Annotated in this window: 20 protein-coding genes; 9 read left to right on the forward strand and 11 right to left on the reverse strand. The window is 63.8% G+C overall.

Annotation, left to right across the window (positions count from 1 at the left end; genetic code table 11):
• The first annotated feature begins 47 nt into the window (after positions 1–47).
• The 5 genes from BW940_RS13070 (at position 48) to BW940_RS13090 (ending at position 5,165) form a co-directional block, all read left to right on the forward strand.
• Positions 48–857 carry a shikimate dehydrogenase gene (locus BW940_RS13070; RefSeq protein WP_076609660.1) on the forward strand — a complete coding sequence of 270 codons (810 nt, stop codon included), beginning with the start codon at positions 48–50 and terminating at the stop codon, positions 855–857.
• 82 nt (positions 858–939) lie between these two features.
• A complete protein-coding gene (locus BW940_RS13075; RefSeq protein WP_076609661.1) occupies positions 940–1,725 on the forward strand; it encodes a helix-hairpin-helix domain-containing protein in 786 nt (261 codons plus the stop codon).
• Positions 1,726–1,850: 125 nt separating this feature from the next.
• Positions 1,851–3,512 (forward strand): anthranilate synthase component I family protein, encoded by a 1,662-nt coding sequence (locus BW940_RS13080; protein ID WP_076609662.1) that lies wholly within the window; start codon positions 1,851–1,853, stop codon positions 3,510–3,512.
• A 127-nt stretch (positions 3,513–3,639) separates the two neighbouring features.
• On the forward strand, positions 3,640–4,281 hold the full coding sequence (locus BW940_RS13085) for an anthranilate synthase component II (protein WP_076609663.1): 642 nt from the start codon (positions 3,640–3,642) through the stop codon (positions 4,279–4,281).
• Positions 4,278–5,165: an aminotransferase class IV gene (locus BW940_RS13090; protein ID WP_076609664.1), complete on the forward strand. Its 888-nt coding sequence runs from the start codon at positions 4,278–4,280 to the stop codon at positions 5,163–5,165. Before BW940_RS13085 ends, BW940_RS13090 begins: the two co-directional genes overlap by 4 nt.
• A 125-nt stretch (positions 5,166–5,290) precedes the next feature.
• Here BW940_RS13090 and BW940_RS13095 read toward each other — a convergent pair whose 3' ends face one another.
• Positions 5,291–5,581 (reverse strand): hypothetical protein, encoded by a 291-nt coding sequence (locus BW940_RS13095; RefSeq protein WP_076609665.1) that lies wholly within the window; start codon positions 5,579–5,581, stop codon positions 5,291–5,293.
• Positions 5,582–5,674: 93 nt separating this feature from the next.
• On the opposite strand from BW940_RS13095, the gene BW940_RS13100 reads away from it, so the two are divergent.
• Positions 5,675–6,505, forward strand: a complete 831-nt coding sequence (locus tag BW940_RS13100) for an IS5 family transposase (protein WP_076609666.1) — start codon at positions 5,675–5,677, stop codon at positions 6,503–6,505.
• 157 nt (positions 6,506–6,662) lie between these two features.
• On the opposite strand, the gene BW940_RS13105 is transcribed toward BW940_RS13100, so the two are convergent.
• Positions 6,663–6,848 (reverse strand): hypothetical protein, encoded by a 186-nt coding sequence (locus BW940_RS13105; RefSeq protein WP_076609667.1) that lies wholly within the window; start codon positions 6,846–6,848, stop codon positions 6,663–6,665.
• A 117-nt stretch (positions 6,849–6,965) separates the two neighbouring features.
• On the opposite strand from BW940_RS13105, the gene BW940_RS13110 reads away from it, so the two are divergent.
• Positions 6,966–8,348, forward strand: coding sequence for an MATE family efflux transporter (locus BW940_RS13110; protein WP_084776764.1), 1,383 nt, complete (start codon positions 6,966–6,968; stop codon positions 8,346–8,348).
• A gap of 127 nt (positions 8,349–8,475) precedes the next feature.
• Here BW940_RS13110 and BW940_RS13115 read toward each other — a convergent pair whose 3' ends face one another.
• Positions 8,476–9,594 carry a saccharopine dehydrogenase family protein gene (locus tag BW940_RS13115; protein ID WP_076609669.1) on the reverse strand — a complete coding sequence of 373 codons (1,119 nt, stop codon included), beginning with the start codon at positions 9,592–9,594 and terminating at the stop codon, positions 8,476–8,478.
• 91 nt (positions 9,595–9,685) lie between these two features.
• Between BW940_RS13115 and BW940_RS13120 the strand changes: the two genes are divergently transcribed.
• Positions 9,686–10,114, forward strand: a complete 429-nt coding sequence (locus BW940_RS13120; protein ID WP_076609670.1) for a Rieske (2Fe-2S) protein — start codon at positions 9,686–9,688, stop codon at positions 10,112–10,114.
• On the opposite strand, the gene BW940_RS13125 is transcribed toward BW940_RS13120, so the two are convergent.
• Positions 10,115–10,477 (reverse strand): DUF7344 domain-containing protein, encoded by a 363-nt coding sequence (locus BW940_RS13125; RefSeq protein WP_076609671.1) that lies wholly within the window; start codon positions 10,475–10,477, stop codon positions 10,115–10,117.
• A gap of 203 nt (positions 10,478–10,680) precedes the next feature.
• Positions 10,681–10,977, reverse strand: coding sequence for a transcriptional regulator (locus BW940_RS13130; RefSeq protein WP_076609672.1), 297 nt, complete (start codon positions 10,975–10,977; stop codon positions 10,681–10,683).
• A gap of 147 nt (positions 10,978–11,124) precedes the next feature.
• On the opposite strand from BW940_RS13130, the gene BW940_RS13135 reads away from it, so the two are divergent.
• The gene (locus tag BW940_RS13135; RefSeq protein ID WP_076609673.1) at positions 11,125–12,093 is read left to right on the forward strand and encodes a sugar phosphate nucleotidyltransferase; all 969 of its coding nucleotides are present in this window, start codon (positions 11,125–11,127) and stop codon (positions 12,091–12,093) included.
• A 5-nt stretch (positions 12,094–12,098) separates the two neighbouring features.
• Here BW940_RS13135 and BW940_RS13140 read toward each other — a convergent pair whose 3' ends face one another.
• From BW940_RS13140 to BW940_RS13165, 6 genes are all read right to left on the reverse strand, one after another.
• Positions 12,099–12,563, reverse strand: coding sequence for a DUF892 family protein (locus BW940_RS13140; protein WP_076609674.1), 465 nt, complete (start codon positions 12,561–12,563; stop codon positions 12,099–12,101).
• A 55-nt stretch (positions 12,564–12,618) separates the two neighbouring features.
• Positions 12,619–13,344, reverse strand: a complete 726-nt coding sequence (locus BW940_RS13145) for a diphthine--ammonia ligase (protein ID WP_076609675.1) — start codon at positions 13,342–13,344, stop codon at positions 12,619–12,621.
• Positions 13,345–13,396: 52 nt separating this feature from the next.
• Positions 13,397–14,659: a DUF373 family protein gene (locus tag BW940_RS13150; RefSeq protein ID WP_076609676.1), complete on the reverse strand. Its 1,263-nt coding sequence runs from the start codon at positions 14,657–14,659 to the stop codon at positions 13,397–13,399.
• Between the two features lie 72 nt (positions 14,660–14,731).
• Positions 14,732–15,727: a signal peptide peptidase SppA gene (gene sppA / locus BW940_RS13155; protein WP_076609677.1), complete on the reverse strand. Its 996-nt coding sequence runs from the start codon at positions 15,725–15,727 to the stop codon at positions 14,732–14,734.
• 146 nt (positions 15,728–15,873) lie between these two features.
• Entirely contained in the window at positions 15,874–16,755 is an 882-nt protein-coding gene (locus tag BW940_RS13160; protein ID WP_006067892.1) for a coiled-coil protein, read from the reverse strand.
• Between the two features lie 397 nt (positions 16,756–17,152).
• A complete protein-coding gene (locus BW940_RS13165) occupies positions 17,153–18,235 on the reverse strand; it encodes a tubulin/FtsZ family protein (protein ID WP_076609753.1) in 1,083 nt (360 codons plus the stop codon).
• Positions 18,236–18,289: the final 54 nt, after the last annotated feature.

Raw genomic sequence — 18,289 nt, forward strand, 5'->3', positions numbered from 1 at the left:
CTGTCGGGCAGTATATATCCCCGCCGCCTCGAGTGTGGCGTATGGCTATGGACGTCTTCGGGTTGCTCGGCAACCCGGTCGGACACTCGCTGTCTCCGCCGATGCACGAAGCGGCCTACGACCAGCTCGGGCTCGACGCCCGCTACGTCACCTTCGAGCCCGACCCGGCCGATCTCGAGGCCGCGATCGACGGGGCAGAAGCGCTCGGGATCACGGGGCTGAACGTCACGATTCCGTTCAAACAGGACGTCCTCGAGTCCGTCGACGCGGACGAGTTGGCGACCCGGATCGGCGCGGTCAACACGATCGATTTTACGGGGGATGGAACGCCGACGGGTCACAACACCGACGCAGTCGGCGCGATGCGTGCCCTGCGAGATCACGACGTCACGCTCGAGGGCGAAGACGCCGTCGTCGTCGGTGCCGGCGGGGCCGGCCGGGCGATCGCCTTCGGTCTCGCCGACGCCGGTGCGACGGTCGAGATCGCCAACCGGACCGAAGCGACGGCCCACGAACTCGCCGACGAGGTCCCGGGGGCGACGGGCCACGGCCTCGAGACCGAGACGCTCACCGACCTGCTCGCGGACGCCGACGTCCTCGTCAACGCGACGAGCGTCGGCATGGAGTCGGACGAGACGCCGGTTCCCGCTGACGCGCTCCACGAGGGGCTGGCCGTGATGGACGCGGTCTATCAGCCCCTCGAGACGCGACTGCTTCGGGACGCGGCGGCCGTCGGGGCGACGACCGTCGACGGCGCGTGGATGTTGCTCTATCAAGGCGTCGAGGCGTTCGAGTTGTGGACGGGCGAGGAACCGCCGGTCGAGGCAATGAACGAGGCGCTGCGCTCGCAGCTGTAGCTGCGCTTTCAAATCCGACTGTCGGGTCGATGCATCCCGGTATCAGGCGAATTTAAGTGCCGGTATCAACTATATCGGCACAATGGCATTCCTCCAGAAGCTGAAATCGCTCCTCGGACTCGGTAGCTCCGAGCCGGAGCGAGGACAGACTCGAGAGGTCGGGGTAACGGTCGAACGGGAAGGGTCACAGGAGGGTGACGGCGACGCCGGATCGACCACGATAGAGACTGAACCGCCGGCACCGGCGAGTGCGACGGCCGGGGCGGAAACAGAGACGGAAACGGAATCCGAGACGGAAACGGAGGCCGAGACGGAAACGGAGGCCGAAACGGAAACCGAAACTGAAGCCGCTACCACCGTCGACGAGTCGGCGGCCGCCGGCTCAACCGCCTCGAGTTCGACGGACTCGATGGTGGAGCCGACGGACGAGCCCGACGCGGCAGCCGAACCGGCGGAGGCAACTGGTCCCACCACGGAAGATGCAGCACCGACGGCTGAGAAGACGCCCGATCTCTCTGAGGGTGAGCTTCCAGTCGACGAAGCCGAGCCGGACGCAGTGGCCGACGACGCGCCAGAGACGGCCGAGGCTGATGGTGACGTCGACGAATCCGTCACCGCCGACGAGATGACGGAGGCAGAGCCCACGACGGACGAGCCAGCGGCAGCCGAACCGGCCGCCGACGCGGTCAACCAGGAACCCGTCGACTCGGTCAAGGGCATCGGTCCGGCCTACGCCGACCGCCTCGCCTCGGCAGGCGTCGAAACCGTCGGCGAACTCGCCGCTTCGGACGCAGCCGAACTCGCCGAGGGAACCGACATTTCCGAAACACGACTTCAGGGCTGGATCGACCGCGCCGAAGTCCGGTAACGAGACTGTCGACCCGTCTTTCGCGCCGCGACGAGTCCCACGATCGACCCCGCTACCCGTTCTCCTTGTCCTCGCCCGAGTTCGAAATCGCAAAAGGATTAGGCTCCCGCTCCCTCTCGAGGAACATGCGCGACCCGCGCGTCGTCACGTCGTTCGCGTCGTTCCGAGCCACCGCCCACGAGTGGCTTGAGCAACGCGACACCACAGCGGATACTGCACCGACGACGCGCACCACCGGATTCCGACTCCCGATCGAGGTTCGAGTCACCGTCGACGATCCGTTTCTCGCCTACCGTCGCGCCCGACCCGCTGAGGGCCGTGGCGCTGCGTTCCTCGAGACGACGGGCGGCCAGCCCGGTTGGGGCTACTTCGGCGTCGATCCCGTCGATCGACTGACGGTCTCACCCGACGCAGTCACGCGGCCGCGATCGGACGATGGCTCGCCGACGCTCGCGGCGCTCGAGGGCCTCCTCGAGGGAGACGACCTGATTCGTGGCGACTGTGACGTGCCCTACCCCTGTGGCGCAGTCGGTTGGCTCGCCTACGACATCGCCCGCGAACTCGAGGCCCTCCCCGAGTCGGCCGTCGACGACCGCGGCCTGCCCCGCCTCGAGGTCGGCGTCTACGACTGTCTGGCAGCCTGGACGGAACCAACCGACGGTGAGGTGACGCTGCGGATCACGGCCTGTCCGCGGCTTGCGGCCGAGGCGTTCGACGACGGGATTTCGGACGACACGCTCGAGGACGTCTACGACCGTGGCCGAGAACGGGCCCTTGACCTCGCACAGGCGACACTCGAGGGCGATCCGGCCGTCGGGGAGCCACCGGCGAAGACGACGGAAGCAACCTTCGAGAGCGACTGCGGACGCGAGGCCTTTGCAGACCGCGTCAGCAAGGCCAAAGCGTACATCCGCGACGGCGAGACGTTTCAGGCGAACCTCTCCCAGCGGCTGGTCGCCCCGGCGGCGGTCCATCCCGTCGCGGCCTACGACGCCCTCCGGCGGGTCAACCCCGCGCCCTACTCGTGTCTGCTCGAGTTCCCCAGCACCGATCTGGTGAGCGCCAGCCCCGAACTCCTCCTCGAGCGCGAGCCACCGGAAGATTCGTCTTCGGCCCCGGCGAGCGCTGGGAGTGGCCACCGACGCGAACACCGCGACGGCGACTTTCTCCGGACGGAGCCCATCGCGGGGACACGCCCCCGCGGTGAAACGCCCGAAGAAGACGCGGCACTCGAAGACGACCTTCGAACTGACGAGAAAGAACGTGCCGAACACGCGATGTTGGTCGACCTCGAGCGAAACGACCTCGGGAAAGTCTGTGAATACGGCTCCGTCGAGGTCTCCGAGTACCGCCGAATCGATCGTTACGCCGAGGTGATGCACCTCGTCTCGAACGTCACGGGCCGGCTTCGAGAGGGCGAGACGCTCGCCGACGCCATCGCAGCCGTCTTCCCCGGCGGGACAATCACGGGCGCGCCAAAGCCCCGGACGATGGCGATCATCGATGAACTCGAGGCGACCCAGCGAGGCCCCTACACGGGCAGCGTCGGTATCTTTGGCTTCGACGGCCGGGCAACGCTCAACATCGTCATCCGAACACTGGTTCGCCACGCCGAGGAGTACCACCTCCGCGTGGGAGCGGGAATCGTCCACGACTCCGATCCCGAACGCGAGTACGACGAGACGCTCGATAAGGCTCGTGCGCTGATTACGGCCGTCGACGACGCTCTGGGCGAGCAAGCCGCGATGGTCCTCGAAGCCGAGAGCGGAGATGATCAACGTGAGTGACAGAGATCGCACCCGTGAGCGAGTGGATACGAGCGAGCGGCCCAACGACCGACCGGAAGGAGGGAGGCAGGGTTTTCATCAACGTTTTGCCAGGGAACGAGCGTCAGCGAGTGACCGCAGCAAAAAGTTGCTGGTCATCGACAACTACGACTCCTTTGCGTACAACCTCGTCCAATATGTGGGCGAGCTCGCAGACGAGGTGATCGTCCGGCGCAACGACGAGATTGATCTCGCAGCCGTCGACGCGATCGATCCGACTGGGATCATCGTCTCGCCGGGGCCGGGAACCCCACAGGAGGCGGGCATTTCGATCCCGCTGTTCGCCGAGACAGAGTACCCGATTCTCGGGGTCTGTCTCGGCCATCAAGCGCTCTGTGCGGCAAACGGCGCACCGGTCGTCCACGCCCCCCACGTCGTCCACGGCAAGCCCTCGCCAGTCAGCCACGACGGCGTCGGCCTCTTCAGTGGCCTGCCGTCGACGGTCCAGGTCGGCCGCTATCACTCACTCGCCGTCGAACGTGACGACCTCCCCGACTCACTGGTCGAGACGGCTCGGACGACCGACGAGCGCGGCGTGTTGATGGCGGTTCGCCACCGCGAGCGCCCCCACATCGGCGTCCAGTTCCACCCCGAGAGCATCCTCACGCGCCGCCACGAAGACGTCGCGGACGGTGACGGCATTTCGCTTGCGGTCGGCAAACGGATGATCGCGAACTTCTGTCGACTCGCCGTGGAAACCAACGCGAACACGGAAACTGATCACGAATGAGCGACGATCCGATCTACCACGTTGACGGCAACCTCGTCCCCGCGAGCGAGGCGACGGTCAGCGTCGACGACCGCGGCTTCCGGTACGGCGACGCCGCCTTCGAGACGATGCGCGTCTACGGCGGGACGGTCTTCGAGTGGGACGCCCACGTCGACCGCCTCGAGCGAACCTGCGCGGCGCTGTCGCTGGAGCACGGTCTCGCGGCTGCGGACCTCCGGGCGCGGATCGATGAGACGCTGGCGGCGAACGATCTCGAGGACGCCTACGTCCGGCTCTCGATTACCCGTGGCGTCCAGCCAGGGAAACTGACGCCCCAGCCCGACGTCGAGCCGACGGTCGTGATCTACGCGAAGCCGCTGCCACGTGGGGGCGTCGACGGCGAGTCCGTCTGGGACGGGCCGGCGACCGTTCGGACGGTCGAGACGCGCCGAATCCCGTCCGACGCGATTCCGGCCGCGGCGAAGACGCACAACTATCTCAACGGGATTCTCGCCCGTGCGGAGTTACGAGACGACGACGGCCAGCCCGGCGCAGACGAGGCGCTCATGTTCGACTGCGAGGGTCACGTCGCCGAAGGAGCCACGAGCAATCTCTGGTTCGTCCGCGACGGGGAGCTCTGTACGCCGACGACCGACGGCCCCGTGTTGCCGGGAATCACGCGGGCGATCGTCCTCGAGCTCGCCGCCGAAGCCGGAATTTCGTTTCAGGAGGGTCGATACGGGCTTGCGGACGTGCTCGAGGCCGACGAGGCGTTTTTGACGAACCGAACGTGGGAACTGCGGCCGATTGGGACACTCGACGGCCGCGAGATCGGTGGCGGCCCGGTGACGGATCGTCTCTCGAGGCGATATGACGAGCGCGTTGAGCGAGCCTGTTATCAGTAGTCGGCCGTACGGTGTCGCTATTGAGCGCTCACTTCGAAATTCACGGTCAGAACCGGGTAAGGAATGCCTATTTTGAACCGGTCAAACCTTTCGGGAGGAACGAGTCGATCAGTGCGGGAGCGAACCTACCGCTTCCGGCGATCGAGAGCGAGAATCACACTGCCAAGACTGATGCATCCACCCGCGATGGTTACACTGGGCGTATCGCACCGATTGACGCCCCCGTCCGGTGAGTACCCGATCCATCCCAGGTAGAACTCGTAGTACTCGAAGCCACCGGGCGGCTCGTCACCGCTGTATCCGACGTCGGTACACGAAGAGAGCGGGAGTTCAGGAAACGAAAGTGCGATCAGCACTGCGAGGAGACCCCCGATCAGTAACAACCCGGCTGCGAAGAGTCTCCGGAGATTCGGCATAGGCAATACTTCTCACGGCTGTGTTGAATCACTAGACGGCGTCGGGATAGGTCGCTAAATCAAAGGAGTTGAAGCGGGAGAGTCGAGTTGTCCATGACCCAAATCTCCCGCTTCATTGGGGAAGTTGTCCCGGTCGCTCAAAACGTTACTGGCGATGGAGACGAATCCGCCGCTCCGGAAGGAGGCGGCGGATTCGCCGACTATGCCCTCGTTTCTCTCCATTGTTTGCGGATTTACCTCGATACGTCCTATCGGATGACGATAGACCTGCTCAAAGAGATGCCACAAATAACCGGGGAGATCGGCCTCAGCGCGGCCGATCTCCCCTCGCCATCTACGTTGTGTAAAGCGTTCGACCGGATCAGTATGAGCGTCTGTCGAGTGTTGCTTCGCCAGTCGGCGAAGCTACACGATCCATCCGAACACGCTGCTATCGACGCAACATTCTACGAACGAGATCGTGCGAGCCGCCACTACTGCCACCGAACGAATTACCGCGTTCAAACGCTCAAAGTCACAAAACTCGTCGATACAGCAACGCAAGCCGTTCTTGATCTTCACTGTTCAACGACGTTAGAAGGAAGCGACGCAGACCTCGCCGAGCAGATCGCCCGCCGGAATGCGGGCGATCTGCGGTCACTTGCCGCTGACAAAGGCTATGACAAGCAACAACTCCGGGAACGACTGCGTGAACTCGACATTCGCCCACTGATCAAACACCGGATCTTCGCGCCGTACGATCACGCACACAACGCCCGCATTGACGACGATCGGTACGCTCAGCGGTCAATGGCCGAAACCGTCAACTCAGCTGTCAAGCGCTCGCTCGGCTACGCCGTGCGAGCGCGTACCTGGTATCGAGAGTTCCGTGAAATCGCCTTGATGTGTGTCGTCTATAACATCAAGCAGGCCATCAAACAGTGAAATCCAACGCCGTATGGCGATTCAACACAGCCCTTCTCACCCACTCTGCATATTCGTTAGGTGTGTTTCGGTTCTGCGCAGGTCGTCGATCGAGACCGCAACCACACCGCATCGCAGCCACGACTGGATTCCCTCAAGCCCACCACACACCGCTCGATCAAAACCGGAAGACCCGTATCGGCGTCAGCTGGTCTGCAGCGGCGATACCGATTCCCGCACCGATCGCTCCCGGAAGGTATCTCGTCGGTTCGAACCGGCCGAAAATGAGTGCGTCAAAGCTGGCGATGGCGAGAAACGCAAACAGCGACCACAGCACGAGCGAGCGAACGAGGGCGCGGGCCATTCGTCTCACGGTTTCGTTCGTTAGCAAATAAGTGTTTGTTTGGCTATATATGCTCGAACAGCCGCCTCGAGTGCCGCCTCCAATAGCTTCAAGCACACCACCGCGCGACTCTCTGTCGTGTATTCTGGGGGACGACAACGACTGTTTGCCGTCTGGCGGCGGGTGTTCGATCTTTCGTGGCCAGTGATGGTCGAGCAGTTCCTCCGGACGCTGATGCGAACGACGGACATCATCGTGACCGGGCTGTTCTCGCCCGCAGCGGTCGCAGCCGTCGGGCTGGCGGATCTCTACGGACGGCTGCCGCTTCGCATCGGACTGGGACTTGGCAGCGGCGTCATCGCGCTCTCGAGTCAGGATACGGGCAGCGGTGCAACGACGAACAGGGACGAGGCGATCACGCAAGCGATCGTCCTCGGGGCGGTCGCTGGCCTGCCGTTCGTGCTGTTCGGCTATCTGTTCGGTCAGTGGGCGATCGAGATTCTGGGGGCCGAGTCGGAGGTCGCCCGCATGGGTGGGCTCTACCTCGCGATCATCTTCGCGACGAGCCCCGCCAGACACGTCGCGCTGGTCGCCGCGCGGTCGATGCAGGGGGCTGGCGATACGCGAACGCCGATGTACGTCAACGTCGTCTCAAACGGGCTCAACATTGTTGGGACGCTCGTACTCGGACTGGGGCTCGGCCCGGCCCCGCGACTGCACATTCTCGGCGTCGGCATCGCGACGGCGTTCGGGAACGTCTTCTCCGCACTCGTGCTCGTCGCCGCCATCCAGTCGTCGTGGACGCCCGCCGGGTTCGTCCGGCCGCGTCAGTGGACGATCACGACGCAGTTGCTTGCGATCAGCGCCCCGCGGATCGTCGAGGGGATGGCAACGACGGCGATCGAGTTCCCGTTCAATTCGATCCTGCTGTTCTTCGGGACGGAGGTCAACGCCGCCTATCAGATCGGCCGTCGTGTGTACCAACAGCTCACCGCCCCGCTCTCGCGCGGGTATCGCACCGGAACGAGTATCATCGTCGGCCAGACCCTCGGCGACGGCGACCCTGCCGGGGCGCGGTACAACGGCTGGGCCGCGGCCGCCCTCGGCGTTCTGACGGTCGGCTCGCTCGGCGTGTTCCTTTTCGTCGGTGCCGAGTGGCTCGTCTCCCTCTTCACTGACGACCCGGAGACGCTCTCCTACGCGGCCGGTTTCGCTCGAGCCTACGCCGTCGCCGCACCGGTTACCGCGCTCTATATCGTGCTCGCGGGCGCGCTCACCAGCGGGAGCGACACGCGAACACCGTTCGTCGCCCGCGTCTCGGGGATGTTCGTCGGGATGCTCGGCGTTTCGGCAGTGGGCGGTATCTACTTCGGCTACGGCGTTCCAGCGGTGTACGCCTCCATCGTCGTCTACTACCTGTGGGCGACGCTCTACGTCGCCGTCGGCTTCTATCGAGGCGAATGGATCGAGCGAACACAGACGATGATGGACGAACGGGGCAGTACGCCCAGCGAAGACTGATCTCACGGCACTCGAATGCACACAACTCGCAGCGAAACCGGCCCGTCATACGGAATGCTGTAACGTTTTACCGGTGCGACCGCAGGTGGGGCGCAGTCGCGCCGGAAAAGACTTACAGCGGTCCGTATCAGTCGTCGGACTCGACTGCCGACCGTTCGGACTCATCGGATTCGGCCGGCGTCTCGAGTAGTTCGCGCGTCGTCCCCTCGAGTTCGAGGACGAACTCGGGGCTAAACGCCGACGACGGGGTCTGAAATCCGGCTGGAACTGGGGATCGAGTGTGGTCGCGACCGTCGAAAACGCGCTCGGCGGCGCTGACGGCGGCCTCGGCCGTTAGGGCGTAGGGATTCGGCGTTCGCACTCGAGCGCGAACTCGACGATCCGTCGAGTCGTCGACGGCCTCCCCCCAGACGACTGCAGTGTCTCGAGCCCGCTCTCGTGCGCTGGGGCCGTCGACACGCGCGTCGATCAGTCGCTTCAACAGGGTTTCGACCGGCCCTCGCTCGAGCAGCCAGCCCAGCGAGTCGACGGCGGTCATCGCCCGGGTCGCCCACGGCGGCACTGCCGCATAGACGACGATCGAATCGATACCCGTGCTGTGGCCAGCGGTGACGACGTCCCCCCACGGAACCGTGACGGCGTGTTCGGGACCGGTCCCGAAATCGATCTCGCGTGTCCGAAACGCGGCTGGGACCTTGATGAGGCGGCCGTTCCGGCGGACGACACCGTCGTTCCCGAGTTGTTCGACGAACGTCCGGGCAGTCCCACGCGAAAGCGGGCCGTTGCCTTTGACGCCGAGTGAGAGGTCAGTTGCCGACGGCAGCTGCTCGTGGAGAAACCCGGCCAGACAGTCCGAGGGGACGACTTCGAAGCCGACGCCCGGAAGGAGGGTCACGTCCGCGTCTCGAGCTGCACCGTCTCGCTGGCGCAGTCGCTCGAACACCCGACACTCGCCCGTGATGTCGAGGTAGTCCGTCCCAGTCTCGAGGCAGGCGTCGACGAGCGGGTCGACCGTCTGCACGAACGGCCCGGCACAGTTCAACACGGCGTCGAACCCCTGAAGCTGGGCTTCGATATTGTCACTGAGGGCGAACGTGCGCCCTTCGACGCCAAGTGCGTCGGCCTGTCGCGTGACTGCGCTCCGACGACGGCCGGCGACGACCGGCGACCCTCCTCGAGAGACGGCTTCACGGGCGATCAGCCGGCCGGTATAGCCATACGAGCCGTAGATGAGAAGGGAGTCCATAGCCGTCGTTTGGCGCTCAGCGGGTTAAAGCTGCGTCAGACATCCGGCATACCGGAACGTTCAGGATGGGCGACCGATAATCCGTGTGGCGATGAACGCGTCCCAACGGATCACCGACCGCGAGGCGGTGTCGACGGAGTCGACGGTGCTCTTCCGTGTGACGACCGAGTCGGGCGACGAACGGGAGGCCATTCTCGTCGCGAGTGAGTCGAACGACGGCGAGACGGAGATCGCCTGCTGGTTGAACTACTGCCAACATCTCACCCATATCAAGATCGACAAAGGGTCGGGCGCACCGATGCGAGACGGCGAACTCGTCTGTGCAAACCACGGCGCGTACTTCGACGCCGACTCCGGCGTGTGTACGTACGGCCCCTGTGAGGGTGCCTATCTCACCGCCCTCGAGGTAGGGGTTGAGGATGGCGACGTCTATCTGACCGACGACGAGTACGCGTTCGTCGGCGTCGGACCGATCGATGACGACGACGATATGACGTCGACCTCGAACGTCAAGCTCTGATTAGGGGAGGGCGGTCGGTGAGACCATATCCCGTTGTTGATCGTACTCGAGGAGCCCGGCATCGGTCAACCGTGGGAGATGATCGTGGTACAGCGAGAGATAAACCTCGTGGACGCACTCGGCCGAAATGTTCGGCATCTGGCGGCCGGTTTCGCGGACGGCAACCTCCTCGGCGGCGTCCGGGAGCGTCAGTGATTCGCCGTAGGTGCGCATCACCTCGAGCAGCAGTCGCCGACGCTGGTCGGCGAGCAACCCGAACGCGTTGTCGACCGTTTCGGCCGATACCTCGCACGTGTCGAGCGTGTCGAGCACCGCCAGCACGAACTCAACACAGTCGGACTCGGGATGGGACGTGGCAGTCATGTGTATTTTCCGTGGGACTCTCGAGCCAGACGAACACCTGTCCGATGGAAACGAAAGACGATGGCAGGTATCGATGGGACAGACTCATCGGACAGTCGTTCGCTCGAGAGTTCGTACCGATTTCTCGGGACCCCAGTAAATATTAGTACCGAATCTGCGTCAGATTGTCAGCGATGACTGACAGGTACGGCTTCCGATCGTTCTCACTCGATCGTCAGCGTCGGCTCGGAGACGGCCTCGCTCTTGCAGCTGGGACATCGTGAGGGGAGGTTCAGCAGATCATCAAAGGCATCGAATCCGCAGTCCTGACACGTCGGCGGGGCGACGAGCAACTGGTCGTCGGTCGCCGCGCTGTCGACCGAGCGAGAGACGTGTTCGGCATGACGGAGCACCGATTCAGGGGTCAACTCGAGTTGGACTGCAAGCGCACTGGGTGTTGCGGGTTCGACACGGAGCACATCGGCAAGTCGCTGTCGCGTCGTTTCGTCGGCCTCGCGCATGGCTTGATAGACGCGCGTCGGGGTTTTATACTGTTTGCCGACGGACGGCGCTCGTTGGGCTTCCAAAGCGGCTGTTGATCACCCGATAGCAGTGTCACGACTGCTGAAAGGGTAAACCACTTACGACAGGCAGGTGAAGCCCGAACCATGAAAGCCGTCGTCCTTGCCGGCGGGTACGCGACTCGGATGTGGCCGATTACGAAACATCGACCCAAGATGTTTCTCCCGATCGGCGACTCGACCGTCGTCGATCGCATCTTCGACGCACTCGAGGCTGACAATCGGATCGACGAGGTCTACGTCAGCACCAACGAGCGGTTTGCCGCCGACTTCGAGGCACATCTCGCCGACAGCGACTTCGAGAAGCCACGGCTGTCAGTCGAGGAGACGAGCGAGGAAGACGACAAGTTCGGTGTCGTTGGCGCGCTCGCACAGCTGATCGACCGCGAGAACGTCGACGATGATCTCCTGGTCATCGCCGGCGATAACCTGATCAGTTTCGACGTCGCGGAGTTTCTCGACTACTTCGAGCAACAGGACGCGCCGACGCTTGCCGCCTACGACGTCGGCTCCCGCGAAAAGGCCAAATCCTACGGGTTGGTCGAACTCGAGGACGACCGTGTCGTCGACTTCCAGGAGAAACCCGACGATCCCAAGAGCACGCTGGTTTCGATCGCCTGCTATGCGTTCCCCGCCGAGTCGCTGTCGCTCTTACCGACGTATCTTGAGGACGGTAACAACCCGGACGAGCCCGGCTGGTTCGTCCAGTGGCTCCAGAACCGTGAGCCGACGTATGCCTACACCTTCGAAGGGGCATGGTTCGACATCGGCACGCCCGAGAGCTACCTCGACGCTGTCGCCTGGCATCTCGACGGCGAGTCGATCGTCGCCGAGTCGGCAACCCTCGAGAACGCATCGATCGGCGAGAACGTCCACGTGATGGACAATGTTACCCTCGAGAACACGACGCTCGATCACGCGGTGATCTTTCCGAACGCAACCGTTCGAAACGCCGATATTCGGCGCTCGATCATCGACGAGGGGACCCATCTCGAGGATCTCGACCTCGCGGGCGCGCTGATCGGGGCCCACACGACGATCAAAAACGGCTCCTGATCGGGCTACGCCGGCAGGTCCTGTATTCGCTCGAGGCCGCTTTCTGCCTCCGCTTTCGTCTGCTCGAGGGGATCGACGATTTCCCCGGGCAGGTCCATGCGATCCGCCAGCGTCAGCAACGTCTCGAGTTTCGTAAGCTCGAGGCGTTCGATCGCGCGCCCGAGTTCCGCCTCGACGAGGTCGCCGAGCACCGGATCCTGTAAATCCTCGACGCGTTCGTCGCGTTCCGTCCGGAGCCCCGACAGCGACGAGCTCTCGATCACCCCGGGGTCGACGCCAAGTCCCTCGAACAGCGGTTCGAGTCGCTCAAGTTGCTCGGTTGTCGTCTCGCTGTGTGCCATGTAGTACGACTCGAGGTCCTCGTCGGTCGCCGCCTCGGCCAGTCCCGTCTGGAGGTCCTCGAGTTCCTGCTCGATGTGGTAGAGTTCCCGAAGCTCTCGGACGAACAGGTCGTGTTCGGATTCGATCATGCTATCGACAGGGTCATCGCCGGGGCGCAAAGGGGTTCGGCCGTCGAATGAAACGTTACTCGAGTCGAGCGTCCGTAATCCGCACCCGCCCGCGGGTGCCCTCCCATTCGGTGTCGTACTCGAGGGCAATGCGTTGGTCCATATGTGGCCCATCCACGACTAGCGTTTCGAACTCGCCACCCTCACCCAAGATGTGGACGCCGTACTCGTCGTTGAGTCGCTCGAGTTCCTCGAGCGCCTCGCGGTCGAGCGTGCGGCCGAGCCACGACTCGTCGAGGCCGTGAGCAGCGACCTGAATAATCGTAATTTCAAAGCCGGCCTCGAGCATCGCGTCGGCCAAGTCTCGGGGGGCTTCTTGCCATAACGGAGCGAACAGCTCACAGCCGAGTCGGTCGCACATCCCCTGAATACGGCTCGTCTGGTACTCGCTTTCGACGGCTCCCGCCGTCACCCCCGCGATACCACCCTCGAGTCGGTCGTCGAGGTCGACGAGCGCCGCCTCGAGCGGCTCGAGTTCGTCGTCACCCTGTGCGCTCGAGTCGGCTGCGGCGTCGGCCTCGAAATCGTCGGGTTCGACGTCGATGAGCGGGATACCGATGCTGTCTGCGGCCAGTGCGGCGAGATCCGTCGCGGGGACGTGATACATGTAGGAGTCCCCCGCCGGGTGGACGGTAACGAGATGCGAGACCTCGAGGCCGTCCTCGAGAGCCTGATACAGTGCCCACGCCGAGTCCTTGCCGCCCGAAAAGAGACTTACCCACGTCCCGTCTGCATCGCTCATAGTCGTCACTGAGCGTACAGGGGTAAATGGATACCGAGTCGGCTGTTATGGCTTACTCGTCAGCCTCGTTCTCACGGCTGCCGTCCGAGCCGTCGACGGGCGACCCTGTCGGCCCTCCGTCAGTCAGTTCAGATTGCGGACTCGCGTCCGAACTCGAATCCGAGTCGACGTCAGCATCAGCATCGACGAGGGCTGCGGACTCACTCTCGCTGAAATACGACGCGATTCGTGCGCCAATGAGACTGATCACGATCGCCGTCACGACGAACAGGGCGAGCCGTTCGCCCGCAGTCACCGCGAAACGCTCGTTCGAGAGGGCACCGAACTCGGCGGCCGGGACCGCAAACGGCTCGATGACGCCCTGTTGCTCGAGGAAGTACGCCGAAAAGCCTCGGACGACAAGCCCGACGGCGACGACGATGAAGGGCAGGTTGAGGTAGGAACTGCGGATCGGTTCGTCGCTGATCACCTCGTCGAGGAGCCGCCCGGCACTCGCCGTGAGCGCGGCCATGGCGAGCCACGGCACACTGTCGAAGGCAAACTGCATCGCCGGGATCACCACGCCGGAAGGATCGTCGAGACCCGAGACACCGAGCGCTCCCGCAAAGAGCCCGACGAACGTCAGGCCAGCGGCGACGACGTAGGTGACGACCGAGACCTGCCCGGAGTACAGCGACTCACGCGCCTGATGGGCAAGCCCGGTGACGAGTTCATCGATATTGAAGCCCTTGTACAGGAGGAAGATGCCGATTACAGTCGTGATCGCGGCAGCACCCTCGGCGGGGCCGACGACAGTCGCAAGTATCGGGAACACCAACAGCGTGAGCCCGATGGGAACGAGGACGGTCTGGCGCAACTCCTCGTCGGCGAGGAACTGCTTGAGCAGGTAGTACGTCGACTCGATATCCCGGGCCTGTCGGACGACGACACGGTCGACCGAATCGACCTGCATGCGGCTCTCGACGATCGGGACCAGCCGTTCGTCCTCCGCGCTGTCGATGACGACGACGGCTGAGTCGGGATCGTATTCGGCGACGAGTTCGTCGAGCTGATGGGCGACTGCTCGATCGGCCGAGACCATCGACTCTCGGTCCCCCGAGACGACCGCGACGACGACCGCTTCGTTCTCGTCGCGGAGGTCCTGGGCGACGCGGAGCGTCTCGAGCAGCGAGTTCACGCTCGAATCCTCCGGATCCGCCAGTCCGACATCGGTTACCAGCGCGCGGACGGCTTCCCAGCCGACGACGGGCGAGCGAAGACCGGTCTTGCGTCCCACGTCGTCGGTCCGGTCGAGACAGACGACCAGCGTTGTCACGGTTGCTGTTCCATGCTGTGTGACGATAAAACCACTTACTCGTTCGACGCGTTGCCAGCGTCGACAGACGGGTTACAGCCGCAGTCGAAACTCTCGGTCCTCCGCGATACCGGCGATACCAGCGCCAAAGGCGTAGGCCAGTTGCTGAGCACCAGTGCCAACGCGAGCCATCAACGGTCGCTCCGGCTCAAACTCTTCGACCGCGACATCGTCTCTATCGAGTCGGTCCGCCAGTTCGGTCTCGAGTTCGCGACGCGTGCCGAGGTGGTCGACCAGATCCATCTCGTAGGCCTCCTCGCCGAGGTAGATCCGGGCCTCGGTGTCCCGGACGAACTCGCTTTCGAGGTCGCGACCGTCGCTGACCCGCTCGACGAACGTCTCGTAGTAGTCGTCGATCAGTCCCTGCAGGTACTCGCGTTCCTTTTCTTCGAGGTCTTTCAGCGGCGTTCCGGCGTCCTTGTACTCACCCGCCGCGAAGCGCTCGTAAGAGAGGCCGACTTTCTCGGCGAGGTCGCTCGCATTGACGCGCGACCCGATGACACCGATCGAACCGACGATACTGCCATCGCGGGCCCACAGTTCGTCACAGCCGCTGGCGATCCAGTAGCCGCCGCTGGCACAGACGTCGGTCGTGTAGGCGACGGTCGGGCCATCGAACCGCTCGGCCGCGAGCCGGATGTCGTCACTCGGCACGATCTCACCGCCCGGCGTGTTCAGCTTCAGCAGTAACGCGTCGACGCTGTCGTCCTCGTCGGCCCGATCGATCTGGTCGACAATGTCGTCAGCCGGTGTCCCTCGCGGACTCGAGGGCAGGCGTCCGCCGCCGCCGTCGCGGGTAATCGGCCCCTCGACGGCGACTTCGGCGACGTCGTAGTCCGGAAACAGCGAGTCGGCGAGGTTGCTGGCGACTCGGACGCCCACGACGACCACGGCGAGTGCGACGAGAACGCCGACCAGGTCAGCCAGCGACTCCGGATACACGACGAACAACGCGACGCCGATCGCGGCGAACGCGGCGGCACCGATCGCCACGATCACCAGCCGTGCGATTCCACTACCGTCGTCCATCGGCAACACCTCGTATCATGCCAGCACCTGTGGCTGCCGTCGAGTTAAGCATACGTGTTCGCGTTCGTGGGACCGACTCGAGTCCGGCGCGACCGCTCACGCTGGCAGAAAACAAGCCGCAGAAAGACACAGGTGGACGAACCGCGTTAGAGCAGCCCCGTCTTCTGGAGCTTCATCAGGTCCTCGGTGTCGAGGGTTTCGCCTTCCTTGAACTTCTGATAGATCTCTTCGGCCTCCTCTTTGGCCGCTTCCTTCTTCTTGTCGCGCTGGGATTTGCGCTGTTCTTCTTCTTTCTTGTCCAGTTCGCGCAGGCGCTTCTGGACGCGGACGAAGTCCTCGTGGTGGCGGTCGGCGGCCTCCTGGGCCTCGACGAAGGACTCGTGCATCTCGTCGGCCTCGTCACGGACGTCGTCGGCTTCGCGGTAGGCCTCGATCATCTGGTTGTGATGTTCCTGGGCCTTGTCCGCGAGCTCCGTCACCTTCTGGTGGTGTTTCGAGGCTTCCGAGCGCACTTCTTCGGCTTCCTCGACGAGTTCCTCGAGGTCCTCGTTCTGGTCGAGTTTCTGCTTGCGCTCTTCGTACTCCTCGCGCTTGGACTCGATCTTCTCGATCAGCTCTTTTTCGTCTTCGCTCGAGAGGACTTCGGTCTGCTGTTTGAACTCGAGTTGCTCGATCTCCTCTTTGAGCTCCTCTAAGTCCTTGCCCTCGTCGAGTTCCATGTCGGATTTGAGCTTTTCGACCTTGTCGAAGAGCTTGTTGGCCTCGGCGTTGAGCTCGTTCCGGCTGTCCTTGTGTTCTTGGACCTGCTCGTTGAGCTCGTCACGCTTTTCGCGGTGTTCCTGGGCTTTGTCGACCTTCTCGCGCGTCTTGGCGTTCAGGTCGTCGCGCTTGGATGCGCGCTCGGAGGCCATCTGGTTGAGATCGTTTCGCCGGTCTCGGAGCTGCCCGGCCATCTTGATAAGCTGGCCTTTCGATTTGTTTTCTAGGTCGTCCTCTGTAAGTTCGATGTTCTGTGATTCGTCTACCATGTGTTAGTCAAACCTCTGTGCCATACCCGCACCGGGGGCGATCGGCGTCTCGAACGGAGCCGACACCCGTCGCTCGGGAGTCGGTCCAGCAGTGGGAGACGCGACTGTGTACAGCGGTCGCTCACAATCTGCGAAACCTCGGTGAATAAGATTTCCTGTCATCGATCGTCGAGCGATACGCGCCCCGGTGGCGTTCTGGTATCAGATTCTACTGTCGCCTTCAATTTAAATGTACCGGTCCCAAAACCCCTGAAAACAGTTGACACGGCCGTCCTCGTCTGTGTTGAGACGTGTCACGGGTACTGTGCTGGTATATAAACGCCCCGCGCCGGCCAGTAGCCGAGTCCGTCCGCACGGACAGGGTGATCCGAAACGCCGTCTGGGGATTTCGGTCAGCTTAGAACAGATCCTCGAGTCGATCGTCGGCGAACGCTGCGGCGTGATCCGTCTGCTCCTCCTCGCGTGCGCGCTTCGCCTCGCGGGCGCGGTTCATGAACTGTTGAACCCGGTCGGAGCGTTCCGCGCCGCCGAGCAAGACGAGCGCGCCGAGTCGATCGCTGTCGAGCGGGAAGTCGCCACCGCGGACCTGCATGCTGCCCGTCTCGTCCTCGAGCCAGCGGCGCGCTCGCTCGACGCCTTTGCGAGGGATCCGGTCGGGGTCGCCGGCGATGACCAGCAGGGCCGAGTCGGCCGTGGTCGCATCGGGCAGACTCGTCCCCGTCAGCAGGGCCTGACGCGAGACGCTCATCGCGGTCCGGATGTTCTCGGCGCTGTCCTCGCTTGCGACCTCGGTGGCGTAGCCAAGCGCCGCGACGCCGCCGGCTCGAAGCGTGTTGATCACTTCGCTCGAGTCGACCACACTTTCGCCGACACCGTCGACGGCCTCGCCGGAGGCAAACAGCAGACCGACTCGTTTTGCGATCCGCTCGTTGATCGTCTCGAAGGCTCCCTCGACGCTTTCGCCCTGTTCGTGCCAGGCGTCGTTGTCGACGAGCAGCGTCGAGTCGGCTTCCCGGATGAGCGTCTTCAACGAACGGCCGGCGTTGGCCTGATACAGCGCGCCTTCGTTGCGCCCCGGCAGGATGCCGAGTGCGTAGACGGGGACGTCGTAGACCTGCTGGAGGTGATGCACGAGCACGGGCGCGCCGCCGCTGCCGGTGCCGCCGCCGAGGCCGGCAACGACGAAAATCGCCTCGGCACTCGAGGTGACGCGGCCATCGAGCGAGCCCAGTACCTGCTGGATGTCCGACTGCATGACTTCGGTTCCGAGTTCGTTGTCACCGCCGACGCCGTGGCCGTTGACGCGGTCCGCGCCGATCAGCTGCGTGTCGACGAACTCGAGCGACTGGAGGTCGGCTTCCGCGGAGTTGACGGCCAGCGCACCCTGAACGGCCCCAAAGCCCATGTCCGCGTCGAATCGGGCGAGTCGTTCAGTGACTTTACCGCCAGCCTGTCCAACACCGATCAGGGCGACTTTCATGTCACGCTCATGTAACGGAATCCTGTTGAACGTTCCGGTGGCCGTGTCACTCTC

Source organism: Natronorubrum thiooxidans, from assembly GCF_900156475.1.
GTDB lineage: Archaea > Halobacteriota > Halobacteria > Halobacteriales > Natrialbaceae > Natronorubrum > Natronorubrum thiooxidans.

Bases quoted from the DNA above. Each gene is read 5' to 3' on its own strand.
- BW940_RS13070 (WP_076609660.1), top strand. From the start codon at position 48: ATGGACGTCTTCGGGTTGCTCGGCAACCCGGTCGGACACTCGCTGTCT.
- BW940_RS13075 (WP_076609661.1), top strand. From the start codon at position 940: ATGGCATTCCTCCAGAAGCTGAAATCGCTCCTCGGACTCGGTAGCTCC.
- BW940_RS13080 (WP_076609662.1), top strand. From the start codon at position 1,851: ATGCGCGACCCGCGCGTCGTCACGTCGTTCGCGTCGTTCCGAGCCACC.
- BW940_RS13090 (WP_076609664.1), top strand. From the start codon at position 4,278: ATGAGCGACGATCCGATCTACCACGTTGACGGCAACCTCGTCCCCGCG.
- BW940_RS13095 (WP_076609665.1), bottom strand. From the start codon at position 5,581: ATGCCGAATCTCCGGAGACTCTTCGCAGCCGGGTTGTTACTGATCGGG.
- BW940_RS13100 (WP_076609666.1), top strand. From the start codon at position 5,675: ATGACCCAAATCTCCCGCTTCATTGGGGAAGTTGTCCCGGTCGCTCAA.
- BW940_RS13105 (WP_076609667.1), bottom strand. From the start codon at position 6,848: ATGGCCCGCGCCCTCGTTCGCTCGCTCGTGCTGTGGTCGCTGTTTGCG.
- BW940_RS13115 (WP_076609669.1), bottom strand. From the start codon at position 9,594: ATGGACTCCCTTCTCATCTACGGCTCGTATGGCTATACCGGCCGGCTG.
- BW940_RS13120 (WP_076609670.1), top strand. From the start codon at position 9,686: ATGAACGCGTCCCAACGGATCACCGACCGCGAGGCGGTGTCGACGGAG.
- BW940_RS13125 (WP_076609671.1), bottom strand. From the start codon at position 10,477: ATGACTGCCACGTCCCATCCCGAGTCCGACTGTGTTGAGTTCGTGCTG.
- BW940_RS13130 (WP_076609672.1), bottom strand. From the start codon at position 10,977: ATGCGCGAGGCCGACGAAACGACGCGACAGCGACTTGCCGATGTGCTC.
- BW940_RS13135 (WP_076609673.1), top strand. From the start codon at position 11,125: ATGAAAGCCGTCGTCCTTGCCGGCGGGTACGCGACTCGGATGTGGCCG.
- BW940_RS13140 (WP_076609674.1), bottom strand. From the start codon at position 12,563: ATGATCGAATCCGAACACGACCTGTTCGTCCGAGAGCTTCGGGAACTC.
- BW940_RS13145 (WP_076609675.1), bottom strand. From the start codon at position 13,344: ATGAGCGATGCAGACGGGACGTGGGTAAGTCTCTTTTCGGGCGGCAAG.
- sppA (WP_076609677.1), bottom strand. From the start codon at position 15,727: ATGGACGACGGTAGTGGAATCGCACGGCTGGTGATCGTGGCGATCGGT.
- BW940_RS13160 (WP_006067892.1), bottom strand. From the start codon at position 16,755: ATGGTAGACGAATCACAGAACATCGAACTTACAGAGGACGACCTAGAA.
- BW940_RS13165 (WP_076609753.1), bottom strand. From the start codon at position 18,235: ATGAAAGTCGCCCTGATCGGTGTTGGACAGGCTGGCGGTAAAGTCACT.